The sequence below is a fragment of the Serratia sp. K1WW1 genome (genome assembly GCF_055790865.1).
This window is the reverse complement of sequence record NZ_CM147697.1, coordinates 4,790,308-4,804,481: the sequence shown is the minus strand read 5'-3', so window position 1 is coordinate 4,804,481 and position 14,174 is coordinate 4,790,308. Positions and strand designations below refer to the sequence as shown.

Below are 14,174 nucleotides of genomic sequence, written 5' to 3'. Positions count from 1 at the left end.
TTATGGTGGCTGAACTGACCGCATTGCGCGATCAAATTGACGAAGTGGATAAAGCGCTGCTGGCCCTGTTGGCGAAACGCCTGGAGCTGGTGGCGGAAGTAGGGGAAGTCAAAAGCCACTACGGTTTACCGGTTTACGTACCTGAGCGGGAGGCGGCAATGCTGGCCTCTCGCCGCCAGGAAGCGGAAAGCCTCGGCGTTCCGCCAGATTTGATCGAAGACGTGCTGCGCCGCGTGATGCGCGAATCCTACACCAGTGAGAACGATAAAGGCTTCAAAACGCTGTGCCCACAGCTGCGCCCTATCGTCATTATTGGCGGTAATGGCCAGATGGGCCGTCTGTTTAACCGGCTGCTGACGCTGTCGGGTTATCAGGTCAAGGTGTTGGATCAAGAGGATTGGCCGCAGGCGGATAGCCTGCTGGCAGATGCCGGGATGGTGATTGTCAGCGTGCCGATCCATATTACCGAGCAGGTGATCGCCCAACTGCCGCCGCTGCCGCAGGACTGTATTCTGGTCGATCTGGCTTCGGTGAAGAACCGGCCGTTACAGGCGATGCTGGCCGTACACGGCGGCCCGGTACTGGGATTGCACCCAATGTTTGGCCCGGATGTTGGCAGCGTGGCCAAACAGGTGGTGGTGTACTGCGATGGTCGTCAGCCAGAGGCCTACCAGTGGCTGCTGGAGCAGTTGCAGGTTTGGGGCGCGCGTTTGCATCGTATCAGCGCCGTCGAACACGATCAGAACATGGCCTTTATCCAGGCGCTGCGCCACTTTGCTACTTTTGCTTACGGCCTGCATCTGGCCGAAGAAAACGTACAGCTGGAGCAGCTGCTGGCGCTCTCTTCGCCGATCTATCGGCTGGAGCTGGCGATGGTGGGGCGGCTATTTGCTCAGGATCCGCAGCTGTACGCAGATATCATCATGTCTTCTGAAGACAACATTCATCTGATCAAACGCTACTATCAGCGCTTTGGTGAGGCAATCAAGCTACTGGAACAGGGCGACAAGCAGGCCTTTATTCAAAGTTTCCAGAAGGTGGAGCACTGGTTTGGTGATTATGCCCAGCGCTTCCTGGTTGAGAGCCGTTCTTTGCTGCGCCAGGCGAACGATAGCCGTCAATAGAGGGAAAAGGGTTCGGCTTAGCCGAACCCTTTTTGCTACTTAAGACGGATTGACCGGCACCACGTTTTCGCTTGGATAGCAGCCCAGCACTTTCAGCGAGCGGGTGATCGGTGTCAGCCCTTTCAACGCTTTCTCCATCGCCACAGAACGCAGGTTAGCCTGCACATCAATGTAAAACATCTCTTCCCAAGGGTTACCGTTGATCGGGCGTGATTCCAGCTTGGTCATGATGATGCCATTGTCACGTAGCACCAACAGAGCTTCCACCAGAGCACCGGATTGTTGACCGGTGGCCATGATCAGCGTGGTTTTGGCCGGAACCTGCTCGGAAACCTCAATCGCCTTACGCGCCAGAATAATGAAGCGAGTGATGTTTTGCTGCTGATTAGCCAGGTTGTGTTCCAGTACCTGCAGGTTGTACAGCGCACCACCAGCCTCGCTGCCCAACGCCGCAGCTTTTGGCGAGTTCAGCTTGGCGACCTTCTCCATAGCGGCGGCGGTGCTTTCGCAATACTCGATCTTCCAGTGTGGATAGCGGTTCAAATACTGGCTGCACTGCTGGAAAGGTTGCGGATGGCTATAGACAGTTTCGATCTGCTGCAGATCGGTGTCGCTGGCTACCAGCACGCAGTGATCGATCGGCAAGGTTAACTCACCCACGATCGACAGGCTGGTATGTTGCAGCAGGTCGTACACATCGTTGATAGAGCCGGAGCTGGTGTTCTCGATGGGCAAAATGGCGTAATCCGCCTGGCCGGTCTCCACCTGGGTAAAGATGTCCTGGAATTTCTGACAGCCGCATTCGATGAGCTGATCGAAATGGCGGGCGGCGTACTGGCGGGCGGCCAGATGTGAGTAAGAGCCTTTTGGCCCCAGGAAGGCAATGCGCGCGGAATGCTGGCTAGTCTGGTTAAGCTGGTGCTGCAACAGGGCCTGCTGGGTCAGCACAGAGTCTTCGATAATCAGCTGGAACAGGCGAGTGACGTAAAAACCATCGAGGTCATAAGGTTTGGCCGCGCTAATCAAGGCGTCCAACAGATCGCGCTCACGCTCTTTATCGCGGATCGGGCGGTGCGAATGCAGTTTGGTTTTGCCCACTTCCACCGCCAGTTCACGGCGCTCTGCCAGCAGGGCCAGCAATTTCATATCCAGTGCGCTGATGCGTTCGCGCAGCACGAGTAACGGGTTATCAGTCATAATCAGCTTTGCCTTGTATTCTTCTAATCCCGTCGTCTTGCAAGCCGCAGCTTGAAGCCCAGCGGGGCGGGTTGTCAAATAGCCATAAAAAAAGCCCCCTGCTTGAGGAGGCTTGGTTGTTCGTCTTCGCATTCTTTCTCACACGACGAAACGCCTCCCAATCAGGGGAAGGTAAAAAAGAATGCGAAGAAAAACGGTTTACGGCTCATGGCGTTCCAAAATGTGTGTAAATCAGGGTTTAAAGTAACCGCTGGCTTTTCATTGTGTCAATAGAAACCGGCAGACAAAAAACGCGCCCTCGGGCGCGTTTGATGTGAAACAATCACTTGCAGAGTTATTCCTCTTCTTCCTGCGTGATTACTGGAGCCAGGTCTTTCACGCTGGCATAAGCGCGGCGTGCCTCGCTTTTGTGTTGTACCTTGTTCAGCTGACGCTCAAGTTTGGCAATCAGGTCATTAACGGCGGTATACATGTCTTCATGTTTGGCGCTGGCAACCAGCGGACCGTTAGGCGTGGTAATGGTAGCGTCGACGGCAAACCCTTTAGGTTCTTTAGATAAGACAATGTGTGGGTTGATCAGCTGCGCCTGCCACTTTTCCAGTTTACTGAGACGGTCTTCGACATGATTACGGATTGCGGGGGTGATATCCATTTGTTTGCTGGTAATGTTGAGTGTCATATAACTTACCTCTCTGTCTTTCCGTCTTGGATAGATTCAGCATACCGCTCTTTTTGCCGAAATGCGTGATGGAAAACACAAATTTTTGTCACTTTTTGCAAAGTTAGTTCAATCTGTGATTTAGCGTCTGAAACTGCCATCTAACGCTTGAGTCTTGGCAGCAGAACGCGCATTATCGATAGGTTAACCGGTGGTGCAGCCTTGCTAACACCGTGTTTTTGCTTGTGTATTTATCCTGGAAATGGACGAATTTGCAGCAAATGAAAACGGCAGCCGAAGCTGCCGTTTTTTTTTGTGCCCATCTCAAAGACTCAAGACGCGTTGGCGGCGATGATTTTCGCTACCTTGTCGGCCTGAGCATTCAATTGCAACTGGCGATAGGCGTTTTCCATCAGCGGCAGCGCATCGCGGGTCGCTTTGGTATCCGGGAATTCACGCATCATCTGCTCAACGCGATTAACTACCGCGACGTAAGCGCCACGTTTAGTGTAGTATTCCGCCACTGAGAGCTCGTACTTGGATAGACGGTCCTTCAGGAATACCAGACGCTTGTAGGCATCGGTCGCGTATTGGCTGTTCGGATACTGCTGGATCAGCTGGCTGAAGTCGCGGAATGCGGCGCGGGCATGCTGTGGATCGCGGTCAGAACGGTCAACCCCGAAGAAGCCTTGCAGTGCACTGTCATCCAATGCCATATCTGTCAGACCGCGCATGTACATGACGTAGTCGATGTTCGGATGCGTTGGGTTCAGACGCATAAAGCGATCGATAGAGGCCTGTGCCAAAGGTAAATCGGCAGATTTATAGTAGGCATAAATCAGATCCAATTGGACCTGCTGAGAGTACGGCCCGAATGGATAGCGGTTATCTAACGCTTCGAGTTGCGTAATCGCGCCCTTAAAGTTACCGTCCTGCAGTTTTTGCTGGGCAGTAGCATAGATTTCCGAAGGCGGGCTGTCGGGAACCGTATCCTTGGATGTGGAGCAACCTGCCAGCGCCAGGCTCAACGTGGCTGCCGCCACCAGATATTTCATACGCGTCATGACGTTTAGATTATCCTCAGGGTGTTATTTTGGGAGACTGTCCGTTAAGCTCCCGACAAAAGACCAGTTACAATAGCACATTATATTAAACGGCATCGCCGTGAAAACCCAACGTTAACGAAGAAGCTGCATATGGCACAACAAGTACAACTCACCGCAACGGTGGCCGAAACTCAACTCGGACAACGTTTAGATCAGGCTTTGGCCGAATTGTTCCCTGATTATTCAAGATCTCGCATAAAAGAATGGATCCTGGAAGACAGGGTACAGGTCAATGGCAAAACGATAAACAAGCCGAAAGAGAAGGTACTGGGGGGAGAGACGGTCGCCATTGATGCACAAATTGAAGAAGATGCCCGTTGGGAACCGCAAGACATCCCGCTGGATATCGTCTATGAAGACGCCGATATTCTGGTGATTAACAAGCCTCGCGGCCTGGTGGTGCACCCAGGTGCGGGTAATCCGGATGGGACTGTGCTTAATGCATTGTTACATTATTTCCCGGAGATTGCCGACGTACCGCGTGCCGGTATCGTTCACCGTTTGGACAAAGATACCACCGGCCTGATGGTTGTCGCCAAAACCGTTCCGGCGCAAACCCGCCTGGTTGAGGCATTGCAGGAGCGTGAGATCACCCGTGAGTATGAAGCGGTAGCGATTGGTACCATGACCGCGGGTGGCACGGTGGAGCAACCTATTGCCCGCCACTCCACCAAACGTACTCACATGGCCGTGCACCCAATGGGCAAACCTGCGGTGACCCATTACCGCATTATGGAACATTTCCGCGCCCATACCCGTTTGCGTTTGCGCCTGGAAACCGGCCGTACGCACCAGATCCGTGTGCATATGGCGTATATCGACCATCCGCTGGTGGGCGATCAACTCTACGGTGGCCGTCCACGTCCGCCCAAAGGGGCATCAGAGGCCTTCATCAACACGTTGCGCGGCTTTGACCGTCAGGCACTGCACGCAACCATGTTGCGCCTGTATCATCCGATCAGCGGTATCCAGATGGAATGGCATGCGCCAATCCCACAGGATATGGTCGATCTGATCAACGCACTGAAGCTCGATACCGAAGAATTCAAAGATCAGATGGAATGGTAATGAGTTCGCTGATGGTACCCGATTGGCCGCTGCCTGCAGGGGTAACAGCCTGCAGCTCCACTCGTCATGGCGGTGTCAGCCTTCCTCCCTACGACTCGCTGAACCTCGGTGAGCATGTTGGTGATGATGCACAGGCCGTGGCGCGTAACCGCCAATGTCTGGTAACGGCGGCTGGTTTACCACAGATGCCACTGTGGCTGGAGCAGGTACATGGCACTCGTGTGCTGACGCTGGATGGCCAAACGCCTGAAGATTTGCGCGCCGATGCGGTTTACAGCAATGTGGCCGGGTTGGTCTGCGCGGTGATGACGGCGGATTGCCTGCCGGTGCTGTTTGCTTCACAAGCGGGTGATGAAGTTGCTGCCGCGCATGCCGGTTGGCGTGGCTTATGTCATGGCGTGCTGGAAAATACCGTGGCGCGCTTTGCTGCGGCACCAGAAAACATCACTGCCTGGCTCGGCCCGGCGATCGGCCCAAGCCGGTTCGAAGTTGGGGCTGAAGTGCGTGCGGCATTTATGGATATTGATAGCGCCGCCGCTGCCGCTTTTACTCCCCACGGTGAAAAATTCCTCGCAGACCTCTATCTTTTGGCTCGCCAGCGCCTGCAGCGTGCTGGAATTTTCGCCATTTATGGCGGTAATCGTTGCACAATGAACGAAATGAGTCATTTTTTCTCCTATCGGCGCGACGGAACAACCGGACGTATGGCAAGTTTGATCTGGGTGAGATAACCTACTGCCCTAGGACGATCCACTGATGCATGACGTTGTACTCATAATATAGTGTCGAGATAACCTTGAAAATTTGAGGGATGACCTCATTTAATCTCCAGTAGCAATTTTGACCTACATTGGAGGTGTTATGCGTCTGGATCGTCTTACTAACAAATTCCAGCTTGCCCTCGCCGATGCCCAGTCTTTGGCCCTTGGGCGCGACAATCAATTTATTGAACCGTTACATCTGATGAGCGCCCTGCTCAATCAGGATGGGGGCACGGTTCGTCCATTACTGACTTCTGCCGGGATTGATGCTGCGCGAGTGCGTACCGACATCGATCAGGCATTGTCTCGTCTGCCGCAGGTTGAAGGTACCGGTGGGGATGTTCAACCCTCACACGAACTGGTACGCGTCCTCAACCTTTGCGACAAGCTGGCGCAAAAGCGGGCAGACAAGTTTATTTCATCCGAGCTGTTTGTGCTGGCGGTGCTTGAAGATCGCGGTAACTTGACCGATCTGCTTAAGGCAGCCGGTGCTACATCGGACAAAATAGCCAAAGCCATTGAACAAATGCGGGGGGGAGACAGCGTGGATGACCAAGGTGCTGAAGATCAGCGTCAGGCTCTGAAAAAATACACTATCGATCTCACTGAGCGTGCGGAACAGGGCAAGCTTGACCCGGTGATTGGCCGTGATGAAGAGATCCGCCGCACCATTCAGGTGCTGCAACGCCGTACCAAAAACAACCCGGTACTGATTGGTGAGCCTGGTGTCGGCAAAACCGCCATCGTTGAAGGCTTGGCACAGCGTATTATCAACGGCGAAGTTCCCGAAGGGCTGAAGCATAAGCGCGTGCTTTCCCTGGATATGGGCGCGTTGATTGCCGGTGCGAAATACCGGGGCGAATTTGAAGAACGCCTGAAGGCGGTGCTGAGCGATCTTTCCAAACAGGAAGGCAGCGTCATTCTGTTCATCGATGAGCTGCATACCATGGTGGGTGCCGGTAAAGCCGACGGCGCGATGGATGCAGGCAACATGCTCAAACCCGCGCTTGCCCGTGGGGAACTGCACTGCGTAGGGGCGACCACGCTAAACGAGTATCGCCAATATATAGAGAAGGATGCTGCGCTGGAGCGCCGCTTCCAGAAAGTCTATGTCGCGGAACCGAGCGTGGAAGACACCATCGCCATCCTGCGTGGCCTGAAAGAACGCTATGAGCTGCATCACCATGTGCAGATCACTGACCCGGCGATCGTAGCAGCGGCGACATTGTCGCACCGCTATGTCTCCGACCGTCAGTTGCCGGATAAGGCCATCGACCTGATCGATGAGGCCGCCTCCAGCATTCGTATGCAGATGGACTCTAAACCGGAATCGCTCGATCGCCTGGAGCGCCGCATCATCCAGTTAAAACTGGAAGAGCAGGCACTGAACAAGGAATCGGATGACGCCAGCAAGAAACGTCTGGAAATGCTGAGTGGCGAGCTGGAGCAGAAAGAGCGCGAATACTCAGAACTGGAAGAAGAGTGGAAAGCGGAAAAGGCTTCGCTGTCTGGTACCCAGAATATCAAGGCGGAACTGGAGCAGGCCAAGATCACGCTGGAGCAGGCGCGTCGCGTAGGTGACCTTGGGCGCATGTCTGAACTGCAGTATGGCAAAATCCCTGAGCTGGAAAAACAGCTTGAGGCGGCCACGCAGGCAGAAGGCAAGACCATGAAGCTGCTGCGTAACCGCGTTACCGACGCCGAAATCGCCGAAGTGTTGGCGAAAGCGACCGGTATCCCGGTGGCCAGAATGCTGGAAGGTGAGCGCGACAAACTGCTGCGCCTCGAGCAGGAACTGCACTCACGTGTGATTGGCCAGGATGAAGCGGTGAACGCGGTGTCCAATGCCATTCGCCGTAGCCGTGCCGGTCTTTCTGATCCAAATCGGCCGATCGGTTCATTCCTGTTCCTTGGTCCTACCGGGGTGGGTAAAACCGAACTGTGTAAGGCGTTGGCTGGGTTCCTGTTCGACAGTGATGACGCGATGGTGCGTATCGACATGTCCGAGTTTATGGAGAAACACTCCGTATCGCGGCTGGTGGGTGCACCTCCAGGTTATGTCGGTTATGAAGAGGGCGGTTATCTGACAGAAGCGGTGCGCCGTCGTCCGTATTCAGTGATCCTGCTGGACGAAGTGGAAAAAGCGCACCCAGACGTGTTCAACATCCTGTTACAGGTGTTGGATGACGGACGTCTTACAGACGGACAAGGTCGTACCGTTGATTTCCGTAATACCGTGGTGATCATGACCTCTAACCTGGGTTCCGATCTGATCCAGGAGCATTTCGGTCAGATGAGCTATCCACAGATGAAGGAATCGGTCATGGAAATGGTGAGCCAACATTTCCGTCCGGAATTCATCAACCGTATCGACGAAGTGGTGGTGTTCCATCCGCTCGGCCAGAAACATATCGCGCAGATTGCCAAGATCCAGTTGGCACGTCTGTACCAGCGTCTGGAAGAGCGCGGCTACGAAGTCAGTATTACGGAGCCAGCCTTGGAGCTGTTGGGCAAAACCGGTTACGACCCTGTGTATGGTGCGCGGCCGTTGAAACGCGCTATCCAGCAGGAAATCGAAAACCCGCTGGCACAGCAAATCTTGTCTGGCAAGTTGATCCCAGGCAAACCGGTGACGCTGGACGTGGAAAACGACCATATCGTTGCCAAGCAATAAAAGTAGTTGTTGGTAGCTATATAGAAGGGGGCGGTTTTTACCGCCCCCTTTTCTTTGGGTTTAGCCTGGTTGACGGGTTTTCTTCGAGCAAAACTCTTAAAACCTTCCTTTTTTGCTTAATAAATACCCATAAATGACGTTTTGGCTTGTTTTTTGAACGCTTGAAAAGTTTTTTGAATTTAGGGGTTGCGCCCTTCTGAGAACTCCCTATAATGCGCCTCCACTGACCGGGAACAACGAACTCTTTATAGCAAAGAATGTCGCCTAGCCAGGAAGAAGCAACCCGGTGAAAACACCGCGTCTCGTAAGAGAAAAAGGTTGACTCTTCAGCGGGAAAGCGTAATATGCACCTCCCGCGTTACCGAGAAACTTATCGGTAACGAACGCTCTTTAACAATTTATCAGACAATCTGTGTGGGCACTCACAAGACGATATCCAGCTACTTCGGTAGCAAAAAAATATCAAGTCTTGAAGAGTGACCAAGCAGTAATTCATGCGAATGAATTATTACGAAAGTTAATTTTCGAGCATCGCTGCACGAGTTGCAGCAAATCAAGCTTTTAATTGAAGAGTTTGATCATGGCTCAGATTGAACGCTGGCGGCAGGCCTAACACATGCAAGTCGAGCGGTAGCACAAGGAGCTTGCTCCTGGGTGACGAGCGGCGGACGGGTGAGTAATGTCTGGGAAACTGCCCGATGGAGGGGGATAACTACTGGAAACGGTAGCTAATACCGCATAACGTCTTCGGACCAAAGTGGGGGACCTTCGGGCCTCACACCATCGGATGTGCCCAGATGGGATTAGCTAGTAGGTGAGGTAATGGCTCACCTAGGCGACGATCCCTAGCTGGTCTGAGAGGATGACCAGCCACACTGGAACTGAGACACGGTCCAGACTCCTACGGGAGGCAGCAGTGGGGAATATTGCACAATGGGCGCAAGCCTGATGCAGCCATGCCGCGTGTGTGAAGAAGGCCTTCGGGTTGTAAAGCACTTTCAGCGAGGAGGAAGGCCAATAGCTTAATACGCTGTTGGATTGACGTTACTCGCAGAAGAAGCACCGGCTAACTCCGTGCCAGCAGCCGCGGTAATACGGAGGGTGCAAGCGTTAATCGGAATTACTGGGCGTAAAGCGCACGCAGGCGGTTTGTTAAGTCAGATGTGAAATCCCCGAGCTTAACTTGGGAACTGCATTTGAAACTGGCAAGCTAGAGTCTTGTAGAGGGGGGTAGAATTCCAGGTGTAGCGGTGAAATGCGTAGAGATCTGGAGGAATACCGGTGGCGAAGGCGGCCCCCTGGACAAAGACTGACGCTCAGGTGCGAAAGCGTGGGGAGCAAACAGGATTAGATACCCTGGTAGTCCACGCTGTAAACGATGTCGACTTGGAGGTTGTGCCCTTGAGGCGTGGCTTCCGGAGCTAACGCGTTAAGTCGACCGCCTGGGGAGTACGGCCGCAAGGTTAAAACTCAAATGAATTGACGGGGGCCCGCACAAGCGGTGGAGCATGTGGTTTAATTCGATGCAACGCGAAGAACCTTACCTACTCTTGACATCCACAGAACTTTCCAGAGATGGATTGGTGCCTTCGGGAACTGTGAGACAGGTGCTGCATGGCTGTCGTCAGCTCGTGTTGTGAAATGTTGGGTTAAGTCCCGCAACGAGCGCAACCCTTATCCTTTGTTGCCAGCGCGTAATGGCGGGAACTCAAAGGAGACTGCCGGTGATAAACCGGAGGAAGGTGGGGATGACGTCAAGTCATCATGGCCCTTACGAGTAGGGCTACACACGTGCTACAATGGCATATACAAAGAGAAGCGAACTCGCGAGAGCAAGCGGACCTCATAAAGTATGTCGTAGTCCGGATCGGAGTCTGCAACTCGACTCCGTGAAGTCGGAATCGCTAGTAATCGTAGATCAGAATGCTACGGTGAATACGTTCCCGGGCCTTGTACACACCGCCCGTCACACCATGGGAGTGGGTTGCAAAAGAAGTAGGTAGCTTAACCTTCGGGAGGGCGCTTACCACTTTGTGATTCATGACTGGGGTGAAGTCGTAACAAGGTAACCGTAGGGGAACCTGCGGTTGGATCACCTCCTTACCTAAAGATATGCAGTTGAGTGCAGTGTCCACACAGATTGTCTGATGAAAAGTAATGAGCAAAGCGCTACCTGTTGATGTAATGAGTCTTCTGGACTCATGCTGATACGAGAAACGATTAAACCCTGGGTTTAATCGGATTTTGTGTCCCCATCGTCTAGAGGCCTAGGACACTGCCCTTTCACGGCTGTAACAGGGGTTCGAATCCCCTTGGGGACGCCATCCGATAATGAGTGAAAGACATTATCACCGGTCATTCGTGACTGATTATCTTAAAGATGACTCTTGCGAGTCGTGTTTAAGATATTGCTCTTTAACAATCTGGAACAAGCTGAAAATTGAAACATGACAGCTGAAACTTATCCCTCCGTAGATGTATTGGGGTAAGGATTAACCTGTCATAGAGTCTCTCAAATAAACAGCACGACAGTGTCTCTGTTTACAGAAACACCTTCGGGTTGTGAGGTTAAGTGACTAAGCGTACACGGTGGATGCCTAGGCAGTCAGAGGCGATGAAGGGCGTGCTAATCTGCGAAAAGTGTCGGTAAGGTGATATGAACCGTTATAACCGGCAATACCCGAATGGGGAAACCCAGTGTGTTTCGACACACTATCGTATGGTGAATACATAGCCATACGAGGCGAACCGGGGGAACTGAAACATCTAAGTACCCCGAGGAAAAGAAATCAACCGAGATTCCCCCAGTAGCGGCGAGCGAACGGGGAACAGCCCAGAACCTGAATCAGTTCTTGTGTTAGTGGAAGCGTCTGGAAAGTCGCGCAGCAAAGGGTGATAGCCCCGTACACTAAAATGCATTAATTGTGAGTTCGATGAGTAGGGCGGGACACGTGACATCCTGTCTGAATATGGGGGGACCATCCTCCAAGGCTAAATACTCCTGACTGACCGATAGTGAACCAGTACCGTGAGGGAAAGGCGAAAAGAACCCCGGCGAGGGGAGTGAAATAGAACCTGAAACCGTGTACGTACAAGCAGTGGGAGCACCTTCATGGTGTGACTGCGTACCTTTTGTATAATGGGTCAGCGACTTATATTTTGTAGCAAGGTTAACCGTATAGGGGAGCCGTAGGGAAACCGAGTCTTAACTGGGCGAATAGTTGCAAGGTATAGACCCGAAACCCGGTGATCTAGCCATGGGCAGGTTGAAGGTTGGGTAACACTAACTGGAGGACCGAACCGACTAATGTTGAAAAATTAGCGGATGACTTGTGGCTGGGGGTGAAAGGCCAATCAAACCGGGAGATAGCTGGTTCTCCCCGAAAGCTATTTAGGTAGCGCCTCGTGAACTCATCTTCGGGGGTAGAGCACTGTTTCGGCTAGGGGGCCATCCCGGCTTACCAAACCGATGCAAACTCCGAATACCGAAGAATGTTATCACGGGAGACACACGGCGGGTGCTAACGTCCGTCGTGAAGAGGGAAACAACCCAGACCGCCAGCTAAGGTCCCAAAGTCATGGTTAAGTGGGAAACGATGTGGGAAGGCATAGACAGCCAGGATGTTGGCTTAGAAGCAGCCATCATTTAAAGAAAGCGTAATAGCTCACTGGTCGAGTCGGCCTGCGCGGAAGATGTAACGGGGCTAAACCATGCACCGAAGCTGCGGCAGCGACGCTTAGGCGTTGTTGGGTAGGGGAGCGTTCTGTAAGCCGTTGAAGGTGAACTGTGAGGTTTGCTGGAGGTATCAGAAGTGCGAATGCTGACATAAGTAACGATAAAGCGGGTGAAAAACCCGCTCGCCGGAAGACCAAGGGTTCCTGTCCAACGTTAATCGGGGCAGGGTGAGTCGACCCCTAAGGCGAGGCCGAAAGGCGTAGTCGATGGGAAACAGGTTAATATTCCTGTACTCGGTGTTACTGCGAAGGGGGGACGGAGAAGGCTAGGCTAGCCGGGCGACGGTTGTCCCGGTTTAAGCGTGTAGGGGGAGTGACCTGGTAAATCCGGTTGCTTATCAACCCTGAGGCGTGATGACGATGCACTACGGTGCAGAAGTAGTTGATGCCCTGCTTCCAGGAAAAGCCTCTAAGCATCAGGTAACATCAAATCGTACCCCAAACCGACACAGGTGGTCAGGTAGAGAATACCCAGGCGCTTGAGAGAACTCGGGTGAAGGAACTAGGCAAAATGGTGCCGTAACTTCGGGAGAAGGCACGCTGGCGCGTAGGTGAAGAGACTTGCTCTCGGAGCTGAAGCCAGTCGCAGATACCAGCTGGCTGCAACTGTTTAATAAAAACACAGCACTGTGCAAACACGAAAGTGGACGTATACGGTGTGACGCCTGCCCGGTGCTGGAAGGTTAATTGATGGGGTCAGCCGCAAGGCGAAGCTCTTGATCGAAGCCCCAGTAAACGGCGGCCGTAACTATAACGGTCCTAAGGTAGCGAAATTCCTTGTCGGGTAAGTTCCGACCTGCACGAATGGCGTAATGATGGCCAGGCTGTCTCCACCCGAGACTCAGTGAAATTGAACTCGCTGTGAAGATGCAGTGTACCCGCGGCAAGACGGAAAGACCCCGTGAACCTTTACTATAGCTTGACACTGAACATTGAGCCTTGATGTGTAGGATAGGTGGGAGGCTTTGAAGTGTGGACGCCAGTCTGCATGGAGCCAACCTTGAAATACCACCCTTTAATGTTTGATGTTCTAACTCGGCCCCGTAATCCGGGGTGAGGACAGTGTCTGGTGGGTAGTTTGACTGGGGCGGTCTCCTCCCAAAGAGTAACGGAGGAGCACGAAGGTTAGCTAATCACGGTCGGACATCGTGAGGTTAGTGCAAAGGCATAAGCTAGCTTGACTGCGAGAGTGACGGCTCGAGCAGGTACGAAAGTAGGTCTTAGTGATCCGGTGGTTCTGAATGGAAGGGCCATCGCTCAACGGATAAAAGGTACTCCGGGGATAACAGGCTGATACCGCCCAAGAGTTCATATCGACGGCGGTGTTTGGCACCTCGATGTCGGCTCATCACATCCTGGGGCTGAAGTAGGTCCCAAGGGTATGGCTGTTCGCCATTTAAAGTGGTACGCGAGCTGGGTTTAGAACGTCGTGAGACAGTTCGGTCCCTATCTGCCGTGGGCGTTGGAAGATTGAGAGGGGTTGCTCCTAGTACGAGAGGACCGGAGTGAACGCACCACTGGTGTTCGGGTTGTCATGCCAATGGCACTGCCCGGTAGCTAAGTGCGGAAAAGATAAGCGCTGAAAGCATCTAAGCGCGAAACTTGCCTCGAGATGAGTCTTCCCTGGGCCTTTAAGGCCCCTGAAGGAACGTTTAAGACTAAGACGTTGATAGGCTGGGTGTGTAAGTGCAGCGATGCATTGAGCTAACCAGTACTAATGATCCGTGAGGCTTAACCTTACAACACCAAAGGTGTTTTGGAGACAAAATCGTCGGGAACGATTTTGAACGTCGCTTGCGACGGCCCCGTAGGGGTGAGTATCAGGACGATACGAATAACTCTAGATTTTCA

At 53.0% G+C, this 14,174-nt stretch carries 8 protein-coding genes, 1 tRNA gene, 2 rRNA genes and 1 other annotated feature; of the genes, 7 read left to right on the top strand and 4 right to left on the bottom strand.

Annotation, left to right across the window (positions count from 1 at the left end; all coding sequences use genetic code 11):
• Window positions 1–2: 2 nt before the first annotated feature.
• Window positions 3–1,124 carry a bifunctional chorismate mutase/prephenate dehydrogenase gene (tyrA, locus tag ACX9GU_RS21810; protein WP_021182195.1) on the top strand — a complete coding sequence of 374 codons (1,122 nt, stop codon included), beginning with the start codon at window positions 3–5 and terminating at the stop codon, window positions 1,122–1,124.
• A gap of 39 nt (window positions 1,125–1,163) precedes the next feature.
• On the opposite strand, the gene pheA is transcribed toward tyrA, so the two are convergent.
• The 4 genes from pheA to bamD form a co-directional block, all read right to left on the bottom strand.
• A complete protein-coding gene (gene pheA, locus ACX9GU_RS21805) occupies window positions 1,164–2,321 on the bottom strand; it encodes a bifunctional chorismate mutase/prephenate dehydratase (RefSeq protein WP_021182196.1) in 1,158 nt (385 codons plus the stop codon).
• A gap of 84 nt (window positions 2,322–2,405) precedes the next feature.
• Window positions 2,406–2,531: a sequence feature (Phe leader region), on the bottom strand.
• Entirely contained in the window at window positions 2,483–2,530 is a 48-nt protein-coding gene (gene pheL, locus ACX9GU_RS21800) for a pheA operon leader peptide PheL (protein WP_192958309.1), read from the bottom strand. It overlaps the preceding feature by 48 nt.
• Window positions 2,532–2,655: 124 nt before the next feature.
• Entirely contained in the window at window positions 2,656–3,000 is a 345-nt protein-coding gene (raiA, locus tag ACX9GU_RS21795) for a ribosome-associated translation inhibitor RaiA (protein WP_021182197.1), read from the bottom strand.
• Between the two features lie 311 nt (window positions 3,001–3,311).
• Window positions 3,312–4,043 (bottom strand): outer membrane protein assembly factor BamD, encoded by a 732-nt coding sequence (gene bamD, locus ACX9GU_RS21790; protein ID WP_021808131.1) that lies wholly within the window; start codon window positions 4,041–4,043, stop codon window positions 3,312–3,314.
• Window positions 4,044–4,175: 132 nt separating this feature from the next.
• On the opposite strand from bamD, the gene rluD reads away from it, so the two are divergent.
• The 6 genes from rluD to ACX9GU_RS21760 all read left to right on the top strand — a co-directional run bounded on the left by rluD (window position 4,176) and on the right by ACX9GU_RS21760 (window position 14,062).
• A complete protein-coding gene (gene rluD, locus ACX9GU_RS21785; protein ID WP_473192897.1) occupies window positions 4,176–5,153 on the top strand; it encodes a 23S rRNA pseudouridine(1911/1915/1917) synthase RluD in 978 nt (325 codons plus the stop codon).
• Window positions 5,153–5,884: a purine nucleoside phosphorylase YfiH gene (gene yfiH / locus ACX9GU_RS21780; protein ID WP_473192896.1), complete on the top strand. Its 732-nt coding sequence runs from the start codon at window positions 5,153–5,155 to the stop codon at window positions 5,882–5,884. The genes rluD and yfiH overlap by 1 nt, the downstream gene beginning before the upstream one ends.
• Before the next feature lie 130 nt (window positions 5,885–6,014).
• Window positions 6,015–8,588, top strand: coding sequence for an ATP-dependent chaperone ClpB (gene clpB, locus ACX9GU_RS21775; protein ID WP_473192895.1), 2,574 nt, complete (start codon window positions 6,015–6,017; stop codon window positions 8,586–8,588).
• Window positions 8,589–9,150: 562 nt separating this feature from the next.
• Window positions 9,151–10,691 (top strand): 16S ribosomal RNA (locus tag ACX9GU_RS21770).
• 145 nt (window positions 10,692–10,836) lie between these two features.
• A tRNA-Glu gene (locus ACX9GU_RS21765) sits at window positions 10,837–10,912 on the top strand.
• 242 nt (window positions 10,913–11,154) lie between these two features.
• Window positions 11,155–14,062, top strand: a 23S ribosomal RNA gene (locus tag ACX9GU_RS21760).
• The 16S and 23S rRNA genes sit together here with 1 tRNA gene alongside, the layout of an rRNA operon.
• The last annotated feature ends 112 nt before the right edge of the window (window positions 14,063–14,174 follow it).

Bases quoted from the DNA above. Each gene is read 5' to 3' on its own strand.
- tyrA (WP_021182195.1), top strand. From the start codon at position 3: ATGGTGGCTGAACTGACCGCATTGCGCGATCAAATTGACGAAGTGGAT.
- pheA (WP_021182196.1), bottom strand. From the start codon at position 2,321: ATGACTGATAACCCGTTACTCGTGCTGCGCGAACGCATCAGCGCACTG.
- raiA (WP_021182197.1), bottom strand. From the start codon at position 3,000: ATGACACTCAACATTACCAGCAAACAAATGGATATCACCCCCGCAATC.
- bamD (WP_021808131.1), bottom strand. From the start codon at position 4,043: ATGACGCGTATGAAATATCTGGTGGCGGCAGCCACGTTGAGCCTGGCG.
- rluD (WP_473192897.1), top strand. From the start codon at position 4,176: ATGGCACAACAAGTACAACTCACCGCAACGGTGGCCGAAACTCAACTC.
- yfiH (WP_473192896.1), top strand. From the start codon at position 5,153: ATGAGTTCGCTGATGGTACCCGATTGGCCGCTGCCTGCAGGGGTAACA.
- clpB (WP_473192895.1), top strand. From the start codon at position 6,015: ATGCGTCTGGATCGTCTTACTAACAAATTCCAGCTTGCCCTCGCCGAT.